This is a genomic window from Bacillus sp. FJAT-29937 (genome assembly GCF_001509555.1).
Classification (GTDB): Bacteria; Bacillota; Bacilli; order Bacillales; family Cytobacillaceae; genus Cytobacillus.
The window spans coordinates 25,229-48,903 of the sequence record NZ_LMAS01000003.1; the positions used below are offsets into that span (position 1 = coordinate 25,229).

At 39.4% G+C, this 23,675-nt stretch carries 24 protein-coding genes, 1 riboswitch and 1 other annotated feature; of the genes, 14 read left to right on the plus strand and 10 right to left on the minus strand.

The window, feature by feature from the left end:
• Window positions 1-23 precede the first annotated feature (23 nt).
• Window positions 24-887, minus strand: coding sequence for a DUF6612 family protein (locus tag AR328_RS06500; protein WP_066292035.1), 864 nt, complete (start codon window positions 885-887; stop codon window positions 24-26).
• Window positions 888-1,055: 168 nt separating this feature from the next.
• On the opposite strand from AR328_RS06500, the gene ytkD reads away from it, so the two are divergent.
• Window positions 1,056-1,523, plus strand: a complete 468-nt coding sequence (gene ytkD / locus AR328_RS06505) for an RNA deprotection pyrophosphohydrolase (protein ID WP_066292037.1) — start codon at window positions 1,056-1,058, stop codon at window positions 1,521-1,523.
• A gap of 32 nt (window positions 1,524-1,555) precedes the next feature.
• Here the strand turns inward: ytkD and AR328_RS06510 are convergent, their stop codons facing one another.
• The 3 genes from AR328_RS06510 to AR328_RS06520 all read right to left on the minus strand — a co-directional run bounded on the left by AR328_RS06510 (window position 1,556) and on the right by AR328_RS06520 (window position 4,277).
• Entirely contained in the window at window positions 1,556-2,365 is an 810-nt protein-coding gene (locus AR328_RS06510) for an ABC transporter permease (RefSeq protein WP_066292044.1), read from the minus strand.
• Complete coding sequence (locus AR328_RS06515) at window positions 2,343-3,122, minus strand: ABC transporter ATP-binding protein (RefSeq protein ID WP_066292047.1); 780 nt, start codon at window positions 3,120-3,122, stop codon at window positions 2,343-2,345. Before AR328_RS06515 ends, AR328_RS06510 begins: the two co-directional genes overlap by 23 nt.
• Window positions 3,123-3,281: 159 nt before the next feature.
• Window positions 3,282-4,277 carry an ABC transporter substrate-binding protein gene (locus AR328_RS06520; RefSeq protein WP_066292049.1) on the minus strand — a complete coding sequence of 332 codons (996 nt, stop codon included), beginning with the start codon at window positions 4,275-4,277 and terminating at the stop codon, window positions 3,282-3,284.
• A gap of 160 nt (window positions 4,278-4,437) precedes the next feature.
• Here AR328_RS06520 and AR328_RS06525 point away from each other — a divergent pair, with 160 nt between their 5' ends.
• A complete protein-coding gene (locus tag AR328_RS06525; RefSeq protein ID WP_156422658.1) occupies window positions 4,438-5,211 on the plus strand; it encodes an alpha/beta hydrolase family protein in 774 nt (257 codons plus the stop codon).
• Window positions 5,212-5,251: 40 nt separating this feature from the next.
• Here the strand turns inward: AR328_RS06525 and pckA are convergent, their stop codons facing one another.
• On the minus strand, window positions 5,252-6,838 hold the full coding sequence (pckA, locus tag AR328_RS06530) for a phosphoenolpyruvate carboxykinase (ATP) (protein ID WP_066292051.1): 1,587 nt from the start codon (window positions 6,836-6,838) through the stop codon (window positions 5,252-5,254).
• A gap of 226 nt (window positions 6,839-7,064) precedes the next feature.
• On the opposite strand from pckA, the gene AR328_RS06535 reads away from it, so the two are divergent.
• The 3 genes from AR328_RS06535 (at window position 7,065) to asnB (ending at window position 11,050) form a co-directional block, all read left to right on the plus strand.
• Entirely contained in the window at window positions 7,065-7,439 is a 375-nt protein-coding gene (locus tag AR328_RS06535; protein ID WP_066292058.1) for a thiol-disulfide oxidoreductase DCC family protein, read from the plus strand.
• Between the two features lie 94 nt (window positions 7,440-7,533).
• A riboswitch (SAM riboswitch) is annotated at window positions 7,534-7,673 on the plus strand.
• Window positions 7,674-7,853: 180 nt separating this feature from the next.
• Window positions 7,854-9,053 (plus strand): methionine adenosyltransferase, encoded by a 1,200-nt coding sequence (gene metK, locus AR328_RS06540; protein WP_066292060.1) that lies wholly within the window; start codon window positions 7,854-7,856, stop codon window positions 9,051-9,053.
• A gap of 191 nt (window positions 9,054-9,244) precedes the next feature.
• The gene (gene asnB, locus AR328_RS06545) at window positions 9,245-11,050 is read left to right on the plus strand and encodes an asparagine synthase (glutamine-hydrolyzing) (protein WP_066292062.1); all 1,806 of its coding nucleotides are present in this window, start codon (window positions 9,245-9,247) and stop codon (window positions 11,048-11,050) included.
• Between the two features lie 54 nt (window positions 11,051-11,104).
• Here the strand turns inward: asnB and AR328_RS06550 are convergent, their stop codons facing one another.
• The gene (locus AR328_RS06550) at window positions 11,105-11,617 is read right to left on the minus strand and encodes a gamma carbonic anhydrase (protein ID WP_066292064.1); all 513 of its coding nucleotides are present in this window, start codon (window positions 11,615-11,617) and stop codon (window positions 11,105-11,107) included.
• Window positions 11,618-11,779: 162 nt separating this feature from the next.
• Here AR328_RS06550 and AR328_RS06555 point away from each other — a divergent pair, with 162 nt between their 5' ends.
• Both AR328_RS06555 and AR328_RS06560 read left to right on the plus strand, forming a co-directional pair.
• Complete coding sequence (locus AR328_RS06555) at window positions 11,780-12,589, plus strand: alpha/beta hydrolase (RefSeq protein ID WP_066292067.1); 810 nt, start codon at window positions 11,780-11,782, stop codon at window positions 12,587-12,589.
• 38 nt (window positions 12,590-12,627) lie between these two features.
• A complete protein-coding gene (locus tag AR328_RS06560; RefSeq protein WP_066292069.1) occupies window positions 12,628-13,722 on the plus strand; it encodes a tetraprenyl-beta-curcumene synthase family protein in 1,095 nt (364 codons plus the stop codon).
• 40 nt (window positions 13,723-13,762) lie between these two features.
• On the opposite strand, the gene AR328_RS06565 is transcribed toward AR328_RS06560, so the two are convergent.
• Both AR328_RS06565 and AR328_RS06570 read right to left on the minus strand, forming a co-directional pair.
• A complete protein-coding gene (locus AR328_RS06565; RefSeq protein ID WP_066292071.1) occupies window positions 13,763-14,335 on the minus strand; it encodes a class I SAM-dependent methyltransferase in 573 nt (190 codons plus the stop codon).
• Window positions 14,332-15,300 carry a TIGR01212 family radical SAM protein gene (locus AR328_RS06570; RefSeq protein WP_066292073.1) on the minus strand — a complete coding sequence of 323 codons (969 nt, stop codon included), beginning with the start codon at window positions 15,298-15,300 and terminating at the stop codon, window positions 14,332-14,334. Before AR328_RS06570 ends, AR328_RS06565 begins: the two co-directional genes overlap by 4 nt.
• Before the next feature lie 170 nt (window positions 15,301-15,470).
• Here AR328_RS06570 and AR328_RS06575 point away from each other — a divergent pair, with 170 nt between their 5' ends.
• The 3 genes from AR328_RS06575 to AR328_RS06585 all read left to right on the plus strand — a co-directional run bounded on the left by AR328_RS06575 (window position 15,471) and on the right by AR328_RS06585 (window position 17,312).
• Entirely contained in the window at window positions 15,471-15,734 is a 264-nt protein-coding gene (locus tag AR328_RS06575; protein ID WP_066292080.1) for a YtzC family protein, read from the plus strand.
• 15 nt (window positions 15,735-15,749) lie between these two features.
• Entirely contained in the window at window positions 15,750-15,911 is a 162-nt protein-coding gene (locus AR328_RS06580) for a glycogen biosynthesis protein GlgD (protein WP_066292083.1), read from the plus strand.
• A gap of 219 nt (window positions 15,912-16,130) precedes the next feature.
• Window positions 16,131-17,312, plus strand: coding sequence for an MDR family MFS transporter (locus AR328_RS06585; RefSeq protein ID WP_066292086.1), 1,182 nt, complete (start codon window positions 16,131-16,133; stop codon window positions 17,310-17,312).
• 321 nt (window positions 17,313-17,633) lie between these two features.
• Here the strand turns inward: AR328_RS06585 and AR328_RS06590 are convergent, their stop codons facing one another.
• Window positions 17,634-17,957 carry a hypothetical protein gene (locus AR328_RS06590; protein ID WP_066292095.1) on the minus strand — a complete coding sequence of 108 codons (324 nt, stop codon included), beginning with the start codon at window positions 17,955-17,957 and terminating at the stop codon, window positions 17,634-17,636.
• A gap of 164 nt (window positions 17,958-18,121) precedes the next feature.
• Window positions 18,122-18,343 (plus strand) — a binding site (T-box leader).
• 67 nt (window positions 18,344-18,410) lie between these two features.
• Between AR328_RS06590 and leuS the strand changes: the two genes are divergently transcribed.
• The 4 genes from leuS (at window position 18,411) to AR328_RS06610 (ending at window position 22,345) form a co-directional block, all read left to right on the plus strand.
• Window positions 18,411-20,831 (plus strand): leucine--tRNA ligase, encoded by a 2,421-nt coding sequence (leuS, locus tag AR328_RS06595; protein ID WP_066292099.1) that lies wholly within the window; start codon window positions 18,411-18,413, stop codon window positions 20,829-20,831.
• A 77-nt stretch (window positions 20,832-20,908) separates the two neighbouring features.
• The gene (locus AR328_RS06600; RefSeq protein ID WP_442854436.1) at window positions 20,909-21,265 is read left to right on the plus strand and encodes a rhodanese-like domain-containing protein; all 357 of its coding nucleotides are present in this window, start codon (window positions 20,909-20,911) and stop codon (window positions 21,263-21,265) included.
• Window positions 21,266-21,361: 96 nt separating this feature from the next.
• The gene (locus AR328_RS06605; protein ID WP_066292102.1) at window positions 21,362-22,045 is read left to right on the plus strand and encodes a phosphoribosylaminoimidazolesuccinocarboxamide synthase; all 684 of its coding nucleotides are present in this window, start codon (window positions 21,362-21,364) and stop codon (window positions 22,043-22,045) included.
• A 117-nt stretch (window positions 22,046-22,162) separates the two neighbouring features.
• Window positions 22,163-22,345 carry a sporulation protein Cse60 gene (locus tag AR328_RS06610; RefSeq protein ID WP_066292104.1) on the plus strand — a complete coding sequence of 61 codons (183 nt, stop codon included), beginning with the start codon at window positions 22,163-22,165 and terminating at the stop codon, window positions 22,343-22,345.
• 25 nt (window positions 22,346-22,370) lie between these two features.
• Here the strand turns inward: AR328_RS06610 and AR328_RS06615 are convergent, their stop codons facing one another.
• The gene (locus tag AR328_RS06615) at window positions 22,371-23,639 is read right to left on the minus strand and encodes an NAD(P)/FAD-dependent oxidoreductase (RefSeq protein ID WP_066292107.1); all 1,269 of its coding nucleotides are present in this window, start codon (window positions 23,637-23,639) and stop codon (window positions 22,371-22,373) included.
• Window positions 23,640-23,675: the final 36 nt, after the last annotated feature.

Here is a 23,675-nt window from a genome sequence, read left to right on the forward strand (position 1 = left end):
CTTGGGTCTGACACAGATTATATTTATATGGCCATTTCAACAGCTGAATCAATTACTTCTTGAGGTACAGTTATGGCATCAACGTTATTGTGATTGGAATATTGGCCGCTCATTTTTTGATACATGATAATAGTTTGGTCTTCAACAGTGATTTCCATCTCCATATTCATATCTAGGGCAACTGGTAGAAATGACTCTTTATCGATTAGAAATTTATATTCAACAGCATTAATTTTCATGCTGTTCATAAGATCCTCTTGCGCCATTTCAGGAGGAAGTGCTTCTGCTGCTGTTGCTTTAATAAAGTCATTAAATTTATCGCCGGAAGCTTTTAAATTTAAAATATAATTATTAGAATCTTGCTCAAAAGTAAAATCCTCTACAAATTGCTGTAATTTCTTAAGCTCTTCTCCAGGATTCGTTTGCTTTCCTGACATTTGCAAGAATGCATCTGTCATCTCTTGCGGAAACTTCATCCATTGCTGCCCAGATGGTTCAAAAAAGAACATGCCTTCCTCAGTAAAGTAGCTCTCTGTTTCAAATTCTTCTCCTGTATCTCCTAAAGACATCGTCATTTTTTGATAGAAGGCCATTGGGTCTTGTACAACATTCATTTCAATCACTGATTGAGTTTGCATATTCATTTCTTCTTGATCGGAAGTCATATCTTGATCTAAGTTCATTTTTACTGAGAAGCTTGCTAGATTATTAGACGCTTCCGTTGATTTTTCAAGAACCTCTTCTAATGTCAATTGGGATGGCTTTTCAGCAGCTGCAGGTGTTTCACTATCCTTTGCAGGTTCATTTACAGGCTCTGCAGTCTGATTGCATGCAGCAAGCATGAAAATCAGGAGAAAGCCTATTAAAGCAGTTATTGTTTTTTTCAAAATCGACACTCCCTTTTCATTATTCACCTATTATATACGGAAAAATTAGCCAGCGGTTTCAATAAAAAGAAGATTCATACTTTATTCACATAATAATCCATAGGAAATACGAAATTAGTAACAGAAATCATTTCGCGATATAATTTAATAAACATGTGGAGGTTTAAAATGGAAACATTTAAAGATTATAACGGCGGAACTGTGAAGCTTTCATTTAAACAGCAATCATTTGCTCAAAAGCCGGAGCATGTACTTGTTATTTGTAAAATGAATGATAAATGGCTTTTGACAAACCATTCGGTGCGCGGATTGGAGTTTCCAGGGGGAAAGGTTGAACAGGGGGAATCTCTTGAGGAGGCTGGCAGAAGAGAAGTACTCGAAGAAACCGGAGCAATTATGAAAGAGCTTAGATTTATTGGCGAATACGAGGTTTCTCATATTAATTCATCGTTTGTAAAGGCGATATTCTATGGAGAAATTGAAAGAATTGAAGAAAAAGATGATTATTTTGAAACTGCGGGTCCGGTATTTATAGAAGGGGATATTTTAAAATTAAGGAAGGGTCCACAGTTTAGCTTTATTATGAAGGACGATGTGATTGAAAAAAGCATTAAAAGAATAGCGCAGTTGAATTAAAGAAAAACGGCATATACCGATGCCGTTTATTCTTACGAGCCATTTTTAATTAATTTCCTTTCCAGCAGTTCAACGAGCTGGTACATGACCGTTGCAAAAATCGCGATTACTAGCAGGGATAGCATGACGAGAGTGAAATTAAAGACTTGGAATCCGTAGATAATCATATAGCCGAGTCCTTTTGACGAAACGAGAAATTCACCGACAATGACCCCTACCCAAGATAAACCGACATTGACCTTTAAAGTAGAGATAATCACTGGGAAGGATGCTGGAAGAATGGATTCTTTAAATACTTGAATTCTGGATGCGCCAAAGGTTTGCAGAACCTTTATATAATTGGGATCCACTTCTTTGAATGAAGTATATACAACGATGGTCGTGATGATGATGGAAATAATCGCACCCATGGCGACAATAGACGTGAAGCCCGGACCTAAAGCAACAATTAAGATTGGGCCGAGAGCCACTTTTGGCATGGAATTGAGAATAACTAAATACGGGTCAAGTATTTTGGAAAGAAAAGGGGACCACCAAAGCAAAGCGGCAAGCAGGGTTCCTATTAACGTACCAAGTATGAAGCCGAATACTGTTTCGGATAATGTATAGCTTAAGTCGATGAATAATGTTCCGTCCTGTATTTTGGTCACGAGCAAGCCCCATACTTTTGAGGGGGAACTAAATATTAACGGATCGATCCATTGCTTCCTGCTGGCAAGCTCCCATCCAGAGAAGAAGACAATAAAGATAATTAGCTGGTAGAAGCGGACCCATTTTTTTTCGCGTTTCAATGATTTCAAATACTTTTGGTGAAGGAGATCAATATTTGTCTGCGGGCTCAAGGGATTCCAGCTCCTTCCAAATCGTTTGAAAAATAGTTGAATATGCCTCATGGCTGCGTGCATTGAATGGGGTCTCATCTCGAAGTTCTTTAGGCATTGAAAAGACTTTGTGCAGCCTTCCCGGTTTTGAGGAAAATAGGAAAATCCGATCACTCATAGAGACGGCTTCTCCAATATCATGTGTGACAAGAATGGCTGTTTTTCCGAAAAATTTAAGTGTATTGGAGACAAGGTCTTCAAGCTTTAATTTTGTTTGATAATCTAAAGCGGAAAAAGGTTCGTCAAGCATGAGAAGCTTCGGCTCAGTTGCTAATGTTCTGACAAGCGCAACCCTTTGCCTCATTCCACCGGAAAGCTGCTTTGGAAATTGCGATTCTACCCCTTTAAGTCCCATCTGTTCAAGCAAGGATAAAGCGTACTCTTTTTTGCTGGAATTAAGCTGATTACTTATCTTTAAACCAAGCAGAATATTTTCTTCAATTGTCTTCCATGGAAAAAGATAATCCTGTTGAAGCATATAGCCAATGCTCTGACCCGTCGTTTCGACTTTTTTGCCTTCAAGAGTGACAGAGCCTTCTGTCGGCTTTAGCAATCCGGCAATAATCGAAAGCAAGGTTGTTTTTCCGCATCCGCTTGGACCTAGAAAGGAAACAAATTCTCCCTCCCCGATAGTAAGCGAAACATCGGAGAGGGCTGTTGTGGCAGAGTTCTTCGTGAAATACGTATGTTGAATACCATGAACGTTTAAGAAATCCATACATGCCCTCCTTTTTAATGTGAAAACTAAATTGTCGGTGGATTCATTGAACAAGCCTTGATGTTCGGAGTAATCACTAGCGCAGAGAAATGAAGCCAACGACATTTACATTCTAGGTTGGGAGCAGACGCCTATGAATGTTCCTCTACATTTTAACTATTATTTCATTACGCCTTCAGCAATTTCCGTGTTAACAAGATCTTTGTAATCTACCCGTTTCGGAAGCTCGCCGGCCTCTTCCATAATGTTTTGTAAGTTATCCCATTCTTCATTATCTAAGATTGGGTCGGTTGCATAGGAGCCTTGGCCCTTATAGCGCTCGACAACCATTTCAATAATATCGAGCTCAGTGTTATCGAAGAAGCCTTTAATAACCTCAGCTGTTTCCTTGGCGCTATGTGTATCTACCCATTGCTGTGCCTTATAAACGGCTCTAGTAAATTTATCAACCGTTTCTTTATTATCGTTAATATAGCTCTGTTTCGTCATGAAAGTAGTATATGGGATGTGCCCTGACTCTGTTCCGAAAGAGGCGACAATATGACCTTTTCCTTCTTTTTCAAACACGCTTGCTGTAGGTTCGAAAAGCTGGACAAACTCACCAGTGCCTGAAGCAAAAGCCGGAGCAATATTAGCGAAATCTACATTCTGGATAAGATCCAAATCCTTATGGGGATCGATTCCGTGCTTTTTCAACACAAATTCTCCAGCCATTTGCGGCATGCCGCCTTTACGCTGACCTAGGAAGGTCGTTCCCTTTAACATATCCCATGTAAAATTCTCAATCTTGTTGCGTGAAACTAGAAATGTTCCGTCTGTCTGTGTGAGCTGTGCGAAGTTAATAACCGGATCATTTGAACCTTGGGCAGAAACGTAAATAGAGGTCTCAGATCCGACAAGAGCAACATCAATACTGTCGGAAAGAAGCGCGGTCATCGTTTTGTCTCCGCCAGCTGTCGTTGTAAGCGTAACATTCAGCCCTTCTTCTTCAAAAAATCCCTTTTCAATCGCAACATATTGCGGTGCATAGAAAATGGAACGTGTTACTTCACCAATCCGTACATTTTGAACTTCATCTTTTCCACATGCTGCTAATGGTATAATTAGAATGGAAATGAACAGGAGTGAAAAACTAATCTTTAGCCACTTTTTCATAGATCGTACCTCCCGAAATAGGAAAATAATAAGCTTTTAAGCCTACATTATCGTATGAGTGTGACAAAATTGTGTGAATGCCTATATAAAAAATAAAAATTTCTGATAAGTGGGACATAAAGACGTAAACCACCTAGTCATCAAAAAGGAGTTGAGCAACATGATAAGTAAACAGAGATTTCCATCACCAAACCCGAATATTGAGTTATCGATTGTCACTTATTTATCTGGTGACTTAAAAATAAAAGGCCTGCTTGCAGAACCGAAGGATGAAGCCATTTATGACGGGTTTCTATATTTGCGTGGAGGTATAAAAAATGTGGGCCAAGTTCGCCCCGCACGAATCGTTCAGTTTGCATCGGAAGGATTTATCGTCTTTGCGCCATTTTACCGGGGAAATCAAGGAGGGGATGGGAATGAAGACTTCGCTGGTGAAGATCGAGAAGACGCATTTTCCGCCTTTCAATTATTGCAATCCCATCCACGTGTGAAGGGTGTACATATTTTTGGCTTTTCAAGAGGGGGCGTGATGGCATTACTCACAGCTCTCGAGTTTCCTAAGGTAAAATCGCTTGTCACTTGGGGTGGGGTTAGTGATATGTTCTTAACCTATGAGGAGAGAAAGGACTTGCGAAGAATGATGAAAAGGGTTATTGGCGGTACCCCGACAAAATATCCGGACAGATATGAATACCGTACACCGCTTTTTGAATTGGAAAAGCTTGAAGCACCTGTATTGATCATTCACGGTGAGCAGGATCACAATGTTTCCATTGAGCATGCCTACAGGCTTGAGAAAAGATTAAGGTCATTAGGTAAGGAAGTGGAAAGCTGGTATTTTCGAGAGTTTACACATTATTTTCCACCAGCCATAAATAGAAGAGTTGTAAGGGATTTAACAAAATGGATGAAAAGCAGGAAAGATCCTAAATGAAAAAGGGTGCCCACTCGGGACACCCTAATTTTATACGTTATTAAGCAACTGGTCCGCCTTGCTCTTCGATTTTAGCAGGGACGTTTGAGAATTTCTTGAAGTTTTCACGGAATTGAGAAGCTAGTTCCTTCGCTTTAGCTTCATAAACTGCTTCGTTAGCCCATGTTTTGCTAGGCTGAAGCACTTCATCTGGTACGCCTGGTACATGTAAAGGAATTTCAAGACCAAAGATTTCGTCTTTAATCGTTTCTACACTATTTAATTCGCCTTCTAGAGCGGATTGTACCATCGCACGAGTGTAAGCAAGCTTCATACGGTTACCAACGCCGTATTCGCCGCCAGTCCAGCCTGTATTCACAAGGAATACTTTTGCATTATGCTCATCAATCTTCTTCCCAAGCATTTCCGCATACTCTGTAGCAGGAAGCGGAAGGAATGGAGAACCAAAGCAAGTTGAGAATGTTGCTTGCGGTGACGTAATTCCACGCTCTGTACCAGCAAGCTTAGAAGTGTATCCGCTTAGGAAGTGGTACATTGCTTGCTCTTTGGATAGCTTAGCGATTGGAGGCAATACACCAAAGGCATCAGCTGTTAAGAATACAATTGTATTTGGGTGACCGGCAATGCTTGGGTCAACAATATTATCAATCGCTTGAAGCGGATAAGCTGCACGAGTATTTTCTGTTAAGGAATTATCGTCATAATCAGCAACACGAGAATCGCTGTTAATGACAACATTTTCAAGAACAGAACCGAAACGGATCGCATCAAAGATTTGTGGTTCTTTTTCACGAGTTAGGCCGATGGTTTTTGCGTAGCATCCGCCTTCAATATTGAATACGCCATTAGGTGACCAGCCGTGCTCGTCGTCACCGATAAGACGGCGATTCGGATCAGCAGATAATGTCGTTTTACCAGTCCCAGAAAGTCCGAAGAAAAGAGCAACATCTCCTTCCAGACCAACGTTTGCAGAGCAGTGCATAGGTAAAATACCGTTTTCTGGAAGTAAATAGTTCATAACAGAGAAAATAGACTTTTTAATTTCGCCAGCATATTCAGTTCCGCCAATTAATACGGTACGGCGTTCGAAGGAAACAATAATGAATGTTTCAGAATTTGTGCCATCCACAGCCGGATCAGCTTTAAAGTTTGGAGCAGAAATAACTGTAAATTCAGCATGATGATCTAATAAATCCCCAGCTTCTGGGCGAATGAAAAGCTGATGAGCAAATAAATTATGCCAAGCATACTCATTTATAACTTGAATCGGAAGACGATGTTTTTTGTCAGCACCAGCGAATCCTTTAAAAACAAATACCTCATCTTTTTCTTGTAAGTAGTTTATTACTTTATCATAAAGGTTTGAAAAAGCTTCTTCTGAGATAGGCTGATTTACTTTACCCCAGTCAACTTTATCTTTCGAAGATGCTTCTTCAACAATATATTTATCTTTAGGAGAACGGCCAGTGTACTTTCCAGTTGTTGCACAAACAGCACCAGTTGAAGTAAGTGAGCCTTCTTTACGATTTAATACCTTCTCCACAAGCTGCGGAACAGATAATTGAACTTGAATATTATTTCCCTTTAATAATTCAGTTAATTTATTCGGAATGCTAACAGAATTCATCAGAAGAATACCTTCCTTTTACGTTAAATTTATGAAAGACACTTAATTTACAAATAGTATAACACATTCAAATGATTAATCTATACTAATTGTAGTTTTTTTTCATTAATTATTTTCCTCTTTTTGAACAATAATAATTCCGCCTAACGAAGTTGCGCTACCTAAATTGAATAGGATAAAAATATGATAAACTAAGGATATAAATAAAGAAGAGGGCTGGTGTTAGGTGAAAACGATTGCATTATACGACGAAACATGCAGTTTATGCAAGGAATCTAAACAATTTTTTGAAAAAATTGATTGGTTTCACAAAGTAAGCTGGATTTCACTGCAGGAATATGAAAAAAACCGCCATTCCATAACGTTCGATAAAATCAGCTTACGACGGGAGCTTCATATTATGTCTCCCGGTGGAAAAGTCCGTAAAGGCTTTGAGGCTATCAGGTATTTATTCTTGCTTTCTCCTCCGTTAACCCTATTTGGATCATGTTTATATTTACCTGGAATGTCGTTTTTAGGTAATCCTCTATATAAATGGGTAGCTAAAAATAGACATAAATTTTTCAGGGGAAAATGTGACAATGGCAGTTGTTCATTATGATGTGCATGGACTAAAAAAAAACACCAAAATAAATGAATAATTTTATTGACTTCCTTTTATATATTACGTTATGATTTATCCTTGAACGGATACTCTCTTATCCCGAGCTGGCGGAGGGACAGGCCCAATGAAGCCCAGCAACCTGCTAAACGATTTTAACAAGTATGCTTTAGCATATTTGATTTAGCAAAGGTGCTAAACCTGACGCAAGGATTATTCCTTGAACGATAAGAGTGAAAGGCGCGAATCGATTTGCTTCAACCTTTTCACACAGATGGAAAGGTTTTTTATTTTGCATTTTGAGGGTTAGTTTCTTGAAAAGCCTATACGCTAATCATAAAAACTCCAAACTTACTTCATACTAATTAGGGAATGAGTTCCGTATCATTTTTTATATAAGGGAGGAACATCAGCATGTCAACAAAACGTCGTTTGTTTACATCTGAATCAGTAACTGAAGGTCATCCGGATAAAATTTGTGACCAAATTTCTGATGCCATTTTAGATGCCATTTTAGCTCAGGATGCAAATGCCCGTGTAGCAGCAGAAACATCTGTTACAACAGGTTTAGTTCTAATTGCAGGGGAAATTACTACATCTTCATATGTAGATATTCCAAAAATCGTTCGCGAAACAGTAAAAGAGATCGGCTATACTCGTGCAAAATACGGCTTTGATTCCGAAACTTGTGCGGTATTAACTTCTATCGATGAGCAATCACCAGATATTGCGATGGGGGTTGACCAAGCTTTAGAGGCTCGTGAAGGGCAAATGACTGATGAAGAAATTGAAGCAATTGGTGCTGGTGACCAAGGGTTAATGTTTGGATTTGCATGTAATGAAACGAAGGAGCTAATGCCGCTTCCAATTTCATTATCTCATAAATTGGCACGCCGTTTGACTGAAGTGCGCAAAGAAGAAATCCTTCCATACCTTCGTCCAGATGGAAAAACACAAGTAACAGTTGAGTATGATGAAAATAACAAGCCTGTCCGTATTGATACGATCGTTATTTCTACTCAACATCACCCTGAAATTAGCTTAGAGCAAATTCAGCGCAATATTAAAGAGCATGTCATCAATCCAGTTGTTCCAAAAGAACTAATTGATGAGAATACGAAATACTTTATTAACCCTACTGGCCGTTTCGTAATCGGCGGACCACAAGGGGATGCTGGCTTAACTGGCCGCAAAATTATCGTTGATACTTACGGCGGATACGCTCGTCACGGCGGCGGTGCATTCTCTGGAAAGGATCCAACAAAGGTTGACCGCTCCGCTGCTTATGCTGCACGTTATGTAGCGAAAAACATCGTTGCTGCAGGCTTAGCTGATAAAGTTGAAGTACAGCTTGCTTATGCAATCGGAGTAGCACAGCCAGTATCTATTTCCATTGATACTTTCGGAACAGGCAATGTAGATGAAGACGTGTTAGTTGACTTAGTTCGCAAAAACTTCGACCTTCGTCCAGCTGGCATTATTAATATGCTAAACCTGCGCCGTCCAATCTATAAGCAAACTGCTGCTTATGGCCATTTTGGACGCACAGATATTGATCTTCCATGGGAACGTACAGATAAAGCTGAAGCATTACGTGCAGAGGCTTTAAAATAATAATGAAAAAGCGGAAGCTGCATTTTTGATGTAACTTCCGCTTTTTTAATTCGTCATATGTTAAGGATGATTTTGAACTCCTACTTCCATTCCTTGCAAACACCTTCCTACTATCTTTTCCAATCAATAAACAAATACATAGTGCACTTATCATCTAAATTTATTTAAGAATGAGATTGGGTGATAAATAAATGAGCGGCTTTAGTGGATTTGTAAAAAGAAATCATGATAATACAAATACCCCGGATCGTGAAGTATGTTTTTATGATGAAGAGTTTGGTCTTTTCCATTATCCAAGATGTGAGGTGAAGCCATATTTCTTTCAAAATGACCGGTATTTGATTGTATTGGATGGGGAGATATTCAATATAAAAGAGCTTAAAGAAGGACTATCTGAAGGTGAATGTTGTGAACCAGAGGTATTAGTAATTTTATATAGCCAATTAAAAGAAAAAATTGTGGAAAAGCTGCATGGAATGTTTGCTCTTGTTATATGGGATAAGCAGGATAAAGTCTTGTTTGGTGCAAGAGATCCTTTTGGGATCAAACCTTTTTATTATTATGAAGGAATAGAAAAGATGTATTTTTCCGCTAATAAGAAGAGCATTTGGCAAAGCGAAGTTTTGAATTTAGATGCATTGCAGCAATATTTAACCTTTCAGTTTGTCCCAGAGCCGGACACGATGACAAATAAAATTCAAAAGCTTGAACCAGGGCATTATTTTACAAAGAAAATGGATGGCCCCATGGAGATTATTTGCTATTGGAAAGCAGCCTTTCAACCAGTTTTGAAACAAGAAGCTGAATTTATTCGAGAGATACAATCAGCCCTCTATCAGTCAATTCAAATGCATACTGGGAGCGATGCGCCAATTGGATCCTTCCTCTCTGGGGGGATTGATTCCACTATTATTGCTGCAATTGCAAAGGAATACCATCCAGATTTAAAAACATTTTCAGTTGGGTTTGAGCAGGATGGCTTTAGTGAAATTGACATTGCTGAGGAAACGGCTAAAAGGCTTGGTGTTGATAATATAAGCAGGATCATTCATCCTGAAGATTTCATTAAGGAGCTGCCGAATATTATCTATTCTTTAGAAGATCCGCTTGCAGATCCAGCCTGTATTCCGCTTTATTTTGCTGCTAAGGAGGCAAGTAAGCATGTAAAGATAGTATTATCTGGTGAGGGTGCTGATGAATTATTCGGCGGCTATAATATTTATCGGGAACCACAGTCCTTAAGGCTCTTTCAATATTTGCCTAATTTGATAAAAGGAATTTTGCAGAAACTTGCGGCTTTTCTTCCGGATGGGATGAAGGGTAAAAGCTTTATTGAGCGGGGGATTACTCCTTTAGAAGAAAGGTATATTGGCAATGCAAAAATTTTTTCCGAAGTAGAAAAGAGTATGTTCTTTCGAGAATATAGGGTAGATCTTAGTTATACGAATATAACAGCCTCACTTTACAAAGAGAGTTCTTCATATGATGCGATAAACAAGATGCAGTTTATCGATATTCATACTTGGCTTAGAGGAGATATTCTATTAAAAGCTCAAAAAATGACTGGAGCCCATTTGGTGGATTTGCGGGCCCCATTTCTAGATAAAGAGGTATTTGAGATTGCGTCCCAAATACCGAGCAGGTTAAACATCGCCAATGGAACAACGAAATATATATTGCGGAAAGCAGTGGAAGGAATTGTTCCAGAGCATGTTTTACATCGGAAGAAACTGGGCTTTCCCGTTCCTATAAGGTTTTGGCTAAAAAACGAAATGAACGATTGGGCGAGAAAAATTATTCGTGAAAGCGAAACCGATCATTTATTTCATAAAGATTATTTGTATAAGCTGCTTGATGACCATTATAACGATCAATTCGATAACTCAAGAAAGCTTTGGACGGTTTTAATGTTTATGATATGGCATGCCATATTTGTTGAAAGAAAGTACGAAAATGAATTAAGTTCAATGAATACGGTTCTGCCAATGGGTATATAAAACGATAAGAAAGAATAAGTTATCTGTAAAAGGACATGTTAAAAAATATCTTGATTATTTCTGCAGTGACTTATAATATTGCGCTTTTTCAGCGTATTCTCTGCTTATTCTTTCCATCTCTTTAATATCATCAGGTGTTATTTCACGGATTACTTTAGCTGGACGACCAAAAGCAAGTGTATTAGGAGGTATTTTTTTACCTTGAGGAACTAGACTGCCAGCACCGATAAAGGCTCCTTCACCAATTTCCGCCTGATCAAGAATAATAGAGCCCATGCCAATTAACGCTTTTCGGCGAATAATGCAGCTATGTAAAATAACCTGGTGTCCTATTGTCACTTCATCTTCAAGAATTAGAGGGTTGTTAGGGCTCTGGTGCAGTACTGAATTATCTTGAATATTAACCTTTTTTCCAATAATTGTTGGGGCGACATCCCCTCTTATAACCGTATTGAACCACACACTGGATTCATCCCCGATTTCTACATCCCCTGTAACGGTTGCAAAGTCTGCAATGAAAACCGAGTCAGCTATTTTTGGTTGTTTTTCTTTATATGGGTAGATCATATTTGATTCTCCTTGAAATGATTTAATATCTTAATTTTACCATAGAAGTCATCAATCTTCTTCATTGATCAATTAGACTTCATTAATGATGAAATACTGTTTCTGGGCTATAATTTAACTATAATAAGTTCGTTTTCAACATGAGGTTTAGGAGGATTTATAATGTGGAAATGGGAAGCTGAGGGAGAGGCTAAAGGAGTCATTGTGATGGTCCATGGTGCGATGGAGCATCATCGCCGCTACGGCTGGCTTATTGAAATGTGGCGTTTATCAGGCTTTCATGTCATTATGGGAGATCTTCCTGGCCAGGGTATGACTACTAGATCGCGGCGAGGTCACATTGATTCATTTGACGAATATTTACATGAAGTGAAGGATTGGATACAGGCTGCCTATCAATTAGATTTGCCGGTTTTTCTATTGGGCCATAGCATGGGCGGCTTAATCTCTATTCGCCTTTTGCAGGAAGAGAGATTGAAATTAGCAGGAGTGATCCTGTCATCCCCTTGTCTTGGTTTAGCAAAGAAACCAAATAAATTCCTTAATATCCTTTCCTATGTATTAAATCAAATTGTTCCTAGTCTGCGTATGAATTCAGGGATTACAGTGGATATGGCAACTAGAAATAAAGATGTTCGGGATGCTGATGCCAATGATACGTTATATGTGACAAAGGTGTCTGTTAGATGGTATCGTGAACTTGTGCATTCGATAAAGCTAAGTTTCGAAAATCTTGATAAAACTCAAGATGTCCCGCTGCTTGTTATGCAGGGAGGCGAAGACCTAATTGTAAATAAGAAGACAGTCAGCGATTGGTTTAATAAAGCCCCCTTCTCAGAAAAGCGATTTAAAGAATGGCCTAAATGCTATCATGAAATCTTTAATGAGCCTGAGAGGGAAGAAGTATTCGAGTATGCGAAAGATTTCGTATATAGCCAGTTAAAGGCCGTAGGATATATCGTTAGTGACTAGTTACAGCGCTTTGGTTTTTTTAAGGAGTGAGTTTTACTATGGGTGTTCCGTCTATGCCTATTAGTCTAATGTCAAATGTTTATCGGAGGGTATTGCCAATCGTTCATAAGGAATTGGATTATTGGCGGAAGAGAGCAGAAGAAATACCTGATCCAGAGCTCAGAAAACAGGCATTAGCAAGCATAAAACATAAGACCTTTCATTGTGAAGGCGGCGCCATCATGGCGTTAATGGCAAAAGAAAAATATGAAAAAGCGATTAAATTTATTGTTGCTTATCAAACAATCAGCGATTATTTGGATAATTTATGTGATCGCAGTACATCACTGGATCCCGAAGATTTTGAGGCTTTACACGAGTCAATGATGGATTCTTTAGTGGTGAAGGCTGCACCGAAAAATTATTACCGGTTTAGAGAAGAACAAGAAGATGGAAATTATTTAGCTGACCTTGCTGGAGCCTGCAGAGAGGTTTTGACTGAATTAAGTTATTATGATGAAATCAGTGGCCATTTATTAGAATTATGCCGGTATTATTGTGACCTGCAGATTCACAAGCATGTAAAGGTTGAGGAACGAGTTCCACGGCTTAAAGGCTGGTTTGATGAATATAAGGAACAAATTCCTGAGATGGAGTGGTATGAGTTTTCTGCCTGCTCTGGATCGACTTTGGGCATTTTCTGCCTTGTTTCTTATGCCATGAGGGAAGATTTTAAGCTGGCAGATGCAGAAAATATTCGGAATGGCTATTTTCCTTACATACAAGGTTTGCATATATTATTGGATTATTTTATTGATCAGGAAGAGGACCGTGCGGGCGGAGATTTAAACTTCTGTTTCTATTATGAAAGTGATGAGAAGCTTTTTGACAGGCTGAAGCATTTTGTTCAAGAAGCAGACAAGCATACTGAACAGCTGCCACATAAACGATTTCATCAACTGATTAATCGCGGACTGCTAGGCATTTATTTATCAGATGAAAAGGTCCGAAAGCAGCGAAACGTAAAGAAATTAGCTCGAGGAATAATCAAAACCGGCGGGATGATCAGCTTTTTCTTTTATTTAAATGGACGTGCTTATCGAGCACTGCAAAAATGGATGCCAGCCGGGGTTATGAGAGTGTTTCTAAAGTAAAAATAAGTAAAAAACCTGCCTAGAGCAGGTTTTTTTAACGTTATCTTTTTTCAATAGCGACTATAAAAGGTGGATTGTTCTTCTGATTAATAAATTGGTATTGAAGAACATGCGCCTTTTGCTGGTCAAGCTGTTGTACAAATTGAAGGAGTGCGTCACGTTCAATCGCACCTTCTTCGTGGCCATGGTAAACAACAAGGACAATAATCCCTTCAGGGGCCATTATTTCAATAAGCTGCTCAATCGCGGAAATGGTTGTGTCTGGAACTGTAACAATCGATTTATCGCCCCCAGGAAGATAGCCTAAATTGAAAATGGCGCCTTTAATTTTTCCGTAGTTCTCCCCAGGAATACTGGATAATATATGTTCATGCCCGTTATGAAATAAAGTAACACGGTCAGAGAGCTGCTGTTCTTCTATCCGTTTTTTTGTACTGAAAATTGCATCTTCTTGTATGTCAAATCCAAAGACATGACCGGAATCTTCTACTAGTTTTGCCAAAAATAATGTATCATGCCCATTTCCTAATGTTGCATCTACTGCAATGTCACCGGAACGAACGGCTTTTTCCAGCAGCTTCCTGGCAAAAGGCAAAACTCCATCTAGCTTCATGCTTGTACCTCCACACTGCTTGCTTTATAAAATTTCCCTTGCCAGCTGTTCCGTCTTTTAAGTTCGGCATCAATCGAGTTTAGAACCTCCCATTTATTGACACTCCACATCGGACCAACCATCAATTCAATAGGACCATCCCCAGTAATTCGATGAATAATCATTTCAGGAGGAAGAATTTCAAGTTGTTCACAAACTAAGCTGACATATTGGTCAAGTGATAAAAATTCAAGCATTCCTTTTTCATACTGCTTCACCATAGGTGTACCTTTTAAAAGATGAAGCAGGTGAATTTTGATTCCCTGAACATCTAGCTTTGCGACCTCTCTGGCCGTTTCCATCATCATTTCCGGTGTTTCGAGAGGAAGTCCGTTAATAATATGGGAACAAACGCGAATTCCATGTTTTCGAAGCTTATTGACACCGTCCACATAGCATTGATAATCATGAGCACGATTGATCAGCAATCCGGTTCTTTCATGTACAGTTTGCAAACCAAGCTCAACCCATAAATATGTTCTTTGATTAAGCTCAGCTAAATATTCAACGACATCATCTGGCAGACAGTCTGGCCTTGTAGCAATTGAAAGCCCAACAACATCTTCAAGCTGCAAAACTTTTTCGTACATGTCTCTTAATACTTCGACGGGTGCATGTGTATTCGTAAATGCCTGGAAGTAAGCCATATACTTGCCATCTTTCCACTTCTGATGCATTTTTTCTTTAATTTCATAAAATTGGATCTCTATATCATCAGACCGGTTTCCCGCAAAGTCACCTGAACCAGCTGCACTGCAAAATGTACAGCCGCCGTGAGCAACCGTGCCGTCGCGATTCGGGCAGTCAAAGCCGCCATCAATAGCGACTTTAAAAACCTTATGGCCAAAATGATTTCTTAAATGGTAATTCCATGTATGATAGCGTTTATTATCGGATGCAAATGGAAAAGGATTAATCTGATTCATCATGTAAACCTCCTTAAAGCTCTGTAAATAGAGAAAGTCTATTTTTAAATGTTAATGGCTATCAGCGATTTTTGCCAGCAAAATCATGAAATAGGAAAAAGAAATATGAACAAACTAAGCAATGAAGCATTATGCTTCTGAAAAGACCGATTCATTTCAGGAGGGATATTATGGCTACTCGTGAATCCGTTGATAACCTCATGCAGCAATGTGAGGATGCTATCCGTTTCGCCAATGACCAGCTTCAGGAAGGCAGAACTCAAGAGCATTACAATGATGCCGGTTATACGGATGCTCTGTATTCTCTTGAGAATGCGTATAATGATCTATCAAAACTTGCTTTAAGTGCCAACTCCCAGCAGAGGGAACAGCTTCACCGCATGAGGCTGCAGCTGCAGCAGCTCCAAAACCAAATGATTATTCATCCTCATTAAGGAGTGACTTTCAAGGTGAAAAAACGGTCTAAACAGAGTAATCCTGAACAAAAGAACCGCAATGGCATTAATAATCAAGATCTAGAAATCGGTCAGGATTTCGACATCGTCAAGCAAGCAAAAAAGTTATATGAAAAAAAGGGGCAGCCTGTTAAATCGAAATTCCATCCTGAATAAAGAAAAGCTAGACATAATCGAAACCCTCCAATTTTGGAGGGTTTTTAGTTGTTACGAAGAGGCTTCCGTTTTTCAGGGAATATTGTGTATTTTCTTTGTTTGGCTTCTTAGGTGTTTACCTATTGCCAGGACGGTCAAAAAGAAATAAAATTGCTTAGGGAATCGAAACTAATTGTCGGGCAAACTTATATATTTTGGTCTATTTAAGGAGGGTTTTTCATGCCACGTGCCTTATGGCTTTTAATAATTGGGATGGTGGTGAATGTTACAGGCTCTTCTTTTTTATGGCCCTTAAACACAATCTATATTCACGATCATTTAGGAAAATCATTACCTGTAGCGGGATTTGCTCTCATGTTAAACTCCGGAGCAAGTGTTATTGGCAATTTAACCGGCGGCATCCTTTTTGATAAAATCGGCGGCTATAAATCAATCCTGCTAGGAGCAGGAATATCTTTATTATCATTAATCGGCTTAACCTTTTGGCATGATTGGCCAATGTATGTTGTCTTTTTAACGATAGTTGGATTTGGAGCAGGAATTATTTTCCCTTCCATGTATGCAATGGCCGGCTCAGTATGGAAGGAAGGGGGAAGAAAATCCTTTAATGCTTTATACGTAGCGCAAAACCTTGGTGTAGCAATCGGAGCGGCTCTTGGCGGATTTGTAGCTTCTTTTTCATTTCAGCTCATCTTTATTGCTAACACGTTTATGTACTTGGCTTTTCTTCTTATTGCAGTTTTTGGATATAAGGGAATTCAAGTCGAGTCACGTATGCATACTTCAGCACGTAAGAAAAAGTCTGTTGTTAAGGACCATTCAAAGCTATATGCCCTATTAATTTTATGTATTGGCTACAGCTTATGCTGGGTCGGATATGTTCAGTGGCAAACGACAATCGCCTCCTTTACTCAGGAGCTAAATATCACTTTAAGACAATATAGTCTGCTTTGGACGATCAATGGAGCATTGATTGTTCTTGGTCAGCCGTTAGTGAACCTGCTTGTGACCCGAATCAAATCTTTGAAGACACAAATAAATATTGGTATTGGTATTTTTATTATCTCTTATGCTGTTGTTTCTGTAGCCCATCAGTTTGCTGCTTTTCTGGCCGGAATGATTATTTTAACCATTGGCGAAATGTTAGTATGGCCAGCAGTTCCTACGATCGCCAATGATCTGGCACCAAAAGGAAGAGAAGGATTTTACCAAGGAATTGTCAATAGTATGGCAACCGGAGGGCGTATGATTGGACCGCTCCTAGGAGGCATCCTTGTTCATATATACGGAATGTCAATGCTATTCACCATCATTATCGTTTTACTCGTGATTTCTATTTTTACAACTTTCATTTACGATAAAAAAATTAGAAAATCAAAGAGCGTTGTACACGCTTCTTAAAAGACCTGCACTAGGGTTTAAGGGATTGGTTGAGAAGTGCAAAACGAAGATTGGGGGATTAGGTTAAACAATCGATCAAATAAATAGTCGGAGAAAGTCCGCCTATTTGGTAAAAAGATTAAAAAATGGCTTAAGTAGACGGAGAGATTCCGCCTATTGACTCGAAAAACGTGAAAAAGGGGGATTTCGCTTAGCTTAGTCGGAAATCCTCCCCCTATTTACCACAAAACAAGCTCCAATCTGCATATAACCGGAAAATCTCCGTCTATGTTCTTTTTGCTGGTCCACAATTTAGTTGCACCTTTGAATCAAACCCGTTAATTAGCCACTAATTCTCTGTTCCTCCACAAATACAACCTCTGAAAAATAGCTTTTTAATAATACCCATTTAGCAGGATACATATAAATAAATTCATTCACATCTTGATTCGAATAGATTACTAAATAATCCAATAACATCTTTGCCTGTTTTAAGTCGTATAAAAGAGCATGAGGAATAGTGTAATAATCATTGAGCTGGTTTGAATTCAGTTTTACAGTCTGGATCTGATTTGCCTTCAAAAATGAACGAATCAAGCTTTTGCAGTGCGACTTACTTTCAAAATTGTGATACCGCCCTTCATTAATCAAGTAAATGCCTTTCATTGTAAACACTCCATTTTCCCTTTTCTTCTTTCTTTGACAAAAATCAGAGGGAAAATACATTCACATATTCTTATTTCCAGCATATGCTACATATTAAATTTCCTGTCAAGATAGGCCCACTTGCATCTTGGCGGGAAATTTAATACAATAGCACTAATAAATATTTATATGCTAAGAAAAGGATTAGTAGTGGATTGAACCTGATGATAGAGAGTTGACGGGTGGTGCAAGTCAGCCAGGTAAGCCATGAACTCGCCTTTGAGCAGCAAGTGTGAAGGAATAGTAATGCTTGCCGTACTCCGCGTTAAGGATGAATGAAGCGAGTGACTAGGTCACTAATGTGGGTGGTACCGCGGGAGATTATACATAATCCTCTCGTCCCTTTATTGGGATGGGAGGTTTTTTTGATTTTTTCGAAATATTCTATAACTTTTTATTTAGGAGGAACATGTGATGAGTTTCAATCATCAAGAGATTGAGAAAAAGTGGCAAACAGTCTGGGAAGAGAACAAAACATTTAAGACGAGTGAAGATAAAGGAAAGCGTAAATTTTATGCATTAGATATGTTCCCATATCCGTCTGGAGCTGGGCTTCACGTCGGACACCCTGAAGGATACACAGCAACAGATATCCTTTCCCGCATGAAGCGGATGCAAGGCTATAATGTCCTTCACCCGATGGGCTGGGACGCATTTGGCCTTCCTGCAGAGCAATACGCATTGGATACAGGAAACGATCCAGCTGAATTTACGGCTAAGAATATTAATACATTCCGCCGTCAAATTAAAGCATTAGGCTTCTCCTATGATTGGGATCGTGAAATCAATACGACAGATCCTGAGTATTACAAATGGACACAATGGATTTTCTTAAAGCTATATGAAAAAGGTCTTGCTTACATTGATGAAGTAGCTGTGAACTGGTGTCCTGCACTTGGAACAGTATTAGCAAATGAAGAAGTCATTGATGGAAAAAGTGAGCGCGGCGGCCACCCGGTTGAGCGCAGACCAATGAGACAATGGGTATTAAAAATAACTGCCTATGCAGATCGTTTGCTTGAGGACCTAGAGTTACTAGATTGGCCTGAAAGCTTAAAAGATATGCAGCGTAACTGGATTGGCCGTTCAGAAGGGGCAGAAGTAACCTTCCAAATTGAGGGTCATGAAGGAACATTCAAAGTATTTACGACTCGCCCTGATACACTTTTTGGTGCTACTTATGCAGTACTTGCTCCAGAGCATCAATTAGTCGACAAAATTACAACTGAAGAGCAGCGTGGTGCCGTTCAAGGTTATTTAGATAAAGTGAAGATGAAAAGTGATTTGGAAAGAACTGATTTGGCAAAAGAAAAGACGGGTGTTTTCACAGGTGCGTATGCGGTTAACCCTGCAAATGGCGAAAAGATGCCGATCTGGATTGCCGATTACGTATTAGCTAGCTATGGAACAGGTGCGATTATGGCAGTACCTGCTCATGACGAGCGTGACCATGAATTTGCTAAGCAATTTGACTTGCCAATTGTGGAAGTCGTAGCTGGCGGAAATGTTGAAAAAGAAGCTTATGCTGGCGATGGCGAGCATGTTAATTCCGATTTCTTAAATGGAATGAATAAAGAAGAAGCTATCAGTAAGATGATTGCGTGGCTTGAAGAAAAAGGACTTGGCACGAAAAAGGTAACGTATCGCCTTAGAGATTGGTTGTTTAGCCGTCAACGCTATTGGGGCGAGCCGATTCCAATTATCCATTGGGAAGATGGCACAAGTTCAGCTGTCCCTTATGACCAGCTGCCATTAATTCTTCCAAAGACAACGGAAATTAAGCCGTCTGGAACAGGTGAGTCACCGCTCGCCAATATTGAAGATTGGGTAAGTGTAGTGGACCCAGAAACAGGCAAAAAAGGCCGCAGAGAAACAAACACGATGCCGCAATGGGCAGGCAGCTGCTGGTATTATCTGCGTTACATTGATCCACATAACAGTGAAGCGCTTGCGGATGCAGAGAAACTGAAGGAATGGCTTCCGGTTGATATTTACATCGGTGGAGCAGAGCATGCGGTTCTTCACCTTTTATATGCACGTTTCTGGCATAAAGTTCTGTATGATATCGGTGTTGTTCATACGAAGGAACCGTTCCAAAAACTATTTAACCAAGGTATGATTCTTGGAGAAGGCAATGAAAAAATGAGTAAATCAAAAGGAAATGTTGTTAATCCTGATGATATCATTGAAAGTCACGGGGCGGATACACTTCGTTTATATGAAATGTTTATGGGGCCGCTTGATGCATCCATTGCTTGGTCTACAAATGGTCTTGACGGATCGAGAAGATTCCTTGACCGGATATGGCGCTTGTTCATTGAAGAAAACGGAAGTCTAAATCCGAAAATTCAAGAGAGCGATGAAGCAAGCAAACTTGAAAAGGTCTATCACCAAACAGTGAAAAAGGTAACCGAGGACTATGAAGGTTTACGCTTCAATACGGCTATTTCTCAAATGATGGTATTTATTAATGAAGCCTATAAAACAACAACCGTTCTTCCTAAACATTTCATGGAGGGATTTGTGAAATTGCTTTCACCTATTACTCCTCATATTGCTGAAGAGCTTTGGGGAAAACTTGGCCATAGTGAAACGATCGCTTACGAAGCTTGGCCAGCATTCGATGAGGCAAAGCTAGTCGACGATGAAATCGAAATTGTTATCCAAATTAACGGTAAAGTAAAAGCGAAACTTCTTGTCCCATCAGATGCCCAAAAGGATGCACTTGAAAAAATCGCGATGGATGACCAAACCGTAAAAGAACAAATCGATGGAAAAACAATTCGTAAAGTCATTGCTGTTCCAGGAAAACTAGTAAATATAGTGGCTAATTAAATAGGATCGGGCTTTTGTCCCGTTCGTAGTGATAAAAAAACATCCTCCGATTGCCTTTTTGGAGGATGTTTTTTAATATGAATATAGGGAAAAATCATAAGGCTGTAGAGGAAAGGGAGTTATTGATGAGTATCGAGATTATTACTACAGAAGAATTAGATAAGAAATTGCAAGCCGGCGAAAAGCTTGAGCTAGTTGATGTGAGAGAAGATGAAGAAGTGGCTCAAGGGATGATACCAGGAGCCAAACATATTCGAATGATGACAATCCCTGAAAACCTGGACTATTTCGATAAAGAAAAGGAATACATTTTTATTTGCCGGTCAGGAAACCGCAGTCAAAATGTATGCTACTACATGCAGGACCAAGGCTACAAAGTCCGCAACATGGTTGGCGGCATGCTTGACTGGACAGGCGAGGTTGAATTTAAATAAAACACAACTTACTGGGAAATGAAAAATAAATGTTGATTCCTTTTTTAAGAATAACTTATAGTTAAAGACGTACAGAAGCTTTAAGGAGGACTTACAGTGAAACCTATTTATAAAGGCAAAACAAAAGATGTATATGCTCTAGAGGACGGAAATTATTTATTAAAGTTTAAAGATGATGTAACAGGAGAAAATGGAGTATTTGATCCAGGTGCCAATACGGTAGGTTTAACACTGGAGGGTGCAGGTCGTGCGGGATTAAGCCTGACTAAATTCTTTTTTGAAATATTAAAGGAAAAGGGAATTCCTACTCATTATATTGATGCAAACATTGAAGAAGCTACGATGACAGTGAAGCCTGCTACTGTTTTTGGAAACGGCCTTGAAGTCATTTGCCGCTATAAGGCAGTTGGAAGCTTTCTTCGCCGCTACGGGATGTACGCTGAGGAGGGACAAGCCCTTGATGCGTTTGTAGAAGTAACGATTAAAGACGATGACCGCCAGGACCCGCCAATCAGCGAGGATGCCCTTGATATGCTGGGAGTCCTTTCGAAAGCTGAATATTCCGTACTAAAGGACTTAACAAAGCAAATCGGACAAGTAGTAAAAGATGAGCTGGCGAAAAAAGATATTGAATTATATGATATTAAATTTGAATTCGGCAGAGTCGGCGAAGACAAACAAATCGTTCTGATCGATGAAATATCAGGCGGAAATATGAGAGCTTATAAAAATGGCGTTTATATTGAACCGTTAGAATTAGAAAAATTAATGCTTGTTTAAATAACAAAGATTGGCTGACCTATGGGGTCAGCCTTTTCTGATTTAGCGAGAAATACAACTTATAAAAACAGATAATTCTGTCAATGATGATAAAAAAAATAGAGAGGATGGCCCTTCATGATTAAAGTGAAGTTATTTGACCATGAACATGAGAAGGATCTTGAACTTGAGATGAATCGTTTCCTAGCAAAAATTGAAGAGAAAAAACTTGTAGATATTAAATACAATATCGCAGCAATTCACGAGGACGAAGATGAGCAAGTTTATTGTTTCTCAGCGATGATTATTTATAGAGCCTGAATAGGCCTCAGGCTCTAACATTTTTTTAAGAGAGTTTTACAGTCATAGCAGCATTCGTACCGGCAAGCCTTCCGGTAACGAGAGCGGAAGTAATATTATATCCGCCTGTATAGCCGTGTATATCGAGAATTTCACCACAAAAATACAATCCGTTCATAAATTTAGAACCCATTGTTTTCGGGTCAATCTCTTTTACAGAAACTCCTCCCCCAGTCACAAATGCCTTATCTAGCGGAAGGGTGCCATTGACTGCAAATTGAAACATTTTACAGCTTTTCACAAAGCTTCTTACTTTCTCATTTGAAATATTGGCTCCCTGTGAGGAAGGATCAATCTCGCTCCTTTCCAGCAAGAATAGCAGATATCTTTCAGGAAGAAGCCCTTTTAAAAGGTTTTTTATGCTCTTTTTCGGTTCTGAATTTATATCTTTCAGAATTTCCTGATATAGAGACTCTTCTTTTTTATCTGGAAGGGCATCGATGCTCATGATGACCTCTTTCAAATTCCATTTTTTCATCGCCTTCACAACGAATTGACTACATCTGAGAACCGCTGGCCCGCTAACGCCAAAGTGGGTAAAGAGCATATCCATTTTATGGGTAATTAATGCTTTTCCCTTTGGATTTAACACACTTAATGCAACACTGCGAAGAGACAAGCCTTGCAGAGATTTATCCTTAATAAATGGCTCTGCCGAAGTAACAGGGACCTCTGTCGGAAATAACTCGCTAATCGTATGTCCCGCCTTCTCAGCCCACGCATATCCGTCTCCAGTTGAACCAGTATGAGGTACAGATTTCCCCCCAACCGCGATTACGACTGCATCCGTCTCGAAGATTTCGCCGCTTTTTAGCTCGACCGCCTTTACGGAGCCTTCTGCATAATGGACATCCTTAACGGGACTGTTTGTTTTTATATCAACTTTTAATTCGCGCAGTTTTGAAAGCAAAGCATCCACAACTGATTGAGCTTTGTCTGTCACAGGAAACATCCGCCCGTGATCCTCTTCCTTTAGCTTAATTCCCAGGTTCTCGAAAAACTTTATTATATCCTCATTACTAAAAAGAGAAAGGGCACTATATAAAAATCGTCCATTCCCCGGAATATGTTTAATAATTTCATCAATCGGCAGCCGATTCGTCACATTGCATCTGCCGCCTCCTGAAATAGCAAGCTTTCTTCCAAGCTTGTCTCCTTTATCGATTAGCAGCACCTTTGCTTTCTGCTCAGCAGCCCCAATTGCAGCCATTAAGCCAGAGGGCCCGCCGCCAATCACAATTACATCATATTTCATTTGTTCACCAACTTAAATTTCAATGTTAAAATCTTA

Excerpts from the sequence above, each read along its gene's own strand:
- ytkD (WP_066292037.1), top strand. The coding sequence starts at position 1,056 with ATGGAAACATTTAAAGATTATAACGGCGGAACTGTGAAGCTTTCATTT.
- AR328_RS06515 (WP_066292047.1), bottom strand. The coding sequence starts at position 3,122 with ATGGATTTCTTAAACGTTCATGGTATTCAACATACGTATTTCACGAAG.
- AR328_RS06520 (WP_066292049.1), bottom strand. The coding sequence starts at position 4,277 with ATGAAAAAGTGGCTAAAGATTAGTTTTTCACTCCTGTTCATTTCCATT.
- AR328_RS06525 (WP_156422658.1), top strand. The coding sequence starts at position 4,438 with ATGATAAGTAAACAGAGATTTCCATCACCAAACCCGAATATTGAGTTA.
- pckA (WP_066292051.1), bottom strand. The coding sequence starts at position 6,838 with ATGAATTCTGTTAGCATTCCGAATAAATTAACTGAATTATTAAAGGGA.
- metK (WP_066292060.1), top strand. The coding sequence starts at position 7,854 with ATGTCAACAAAACGTCGTTTGTTTACATCTGAATCAGTAACTGAAGGT.
- asnB (WP_066292062.1), top strand. The coding sequence starts at position 9,245 with ATGAGCGGCTTTAGTGGATTTGTAAAAAGAAATCATGATAATACAAAT.
- AR328_RS06550 (WP_066292064.1), bottom strand. The coding sequence starts at position 11,617 with ATGATCTACCCATATAAAGAAAAACAACCAAAAATAGCTGACTCGGTT.
- AR328_RS06555 (WP_066292067.1), top strand. The coding sequence starts at position 11,780 with ATGTGGAAATGGGAAGCTGAGGGAGAGGCTAAAGGAGTCATTGTGATG.
- AR328_RS06560 (WP_066292069.1), top strand. The coding sequence starts at position 12,628 with ATGGGTGTTCCGTCTATGCCTATTAGTCTAATGTCAAATGTTTATCGG.
- AR328_RS06565 (WP_066292071.1), bottom strand. The coding sequence starts at position 14,335 with ATGAAGCTAGATGGAGTTTTGCCTTTTGCCAGGAAGCTGCTGGAAAAA.
- AR328_RS06570 (WP_066292073.1), bottom strand. The coding sequence starts at position 15,300 with ATGAATCAGATTAATCCTTTTCCATTTGCATCCGATAATAAACGCTAT.
- AR328_RS06575 (WP_066292080.1), top strand. The coding sequence starts at position 15,471 with ATGGCTACTCGTGAATCCGTTGATAACCTCATGCAGCAATGTGAGGAT.
- AR328_RS06585 (WP_066292086.1), top strand. The coding sequence starts at position 16,131 with ATGCCACGTGCCTTATGGCTTTTAATAATTGGGATGGTGGTGAATGTT.
- AR328_RS06590 (WP_066292095.1), bottom strand. The coding sequence starts at position 17,957 with ATGAAAGGCATTTACTTGATTAATGAAGGGCGGTATCACAATTTTGAA.
- leuS (WP_066292099.1), top strand. The coding sequence starts at position 18,411 with ATGAGTTTCAATCATCAAGAGATTGAGAAAAAGTGGCAAACAGTCTGG.
- AR328_RS06600 (WP_442854436.1), top strand. The coding sequence starts at position 20,909 with ATGAATATAGGGAAAAATCATAAGGCTGTAGAGGAAAGGGAGTTATTG.
- AR328_RS06610 (WP_066292104.1), top strand. The coding sequence starts at position 22,163 with ATGATTAAAGTGAAGTTATTTGACCATGAACATGAGAAGGATCTTGAA.
- AR328_RS06615 (WP_066292107.1), bottom strand. The coding sequence starts at position 23,639 with ATGAAATATGATGTAATTGTGATTGGCGGCGGGCCCTCTGGCTTAATG.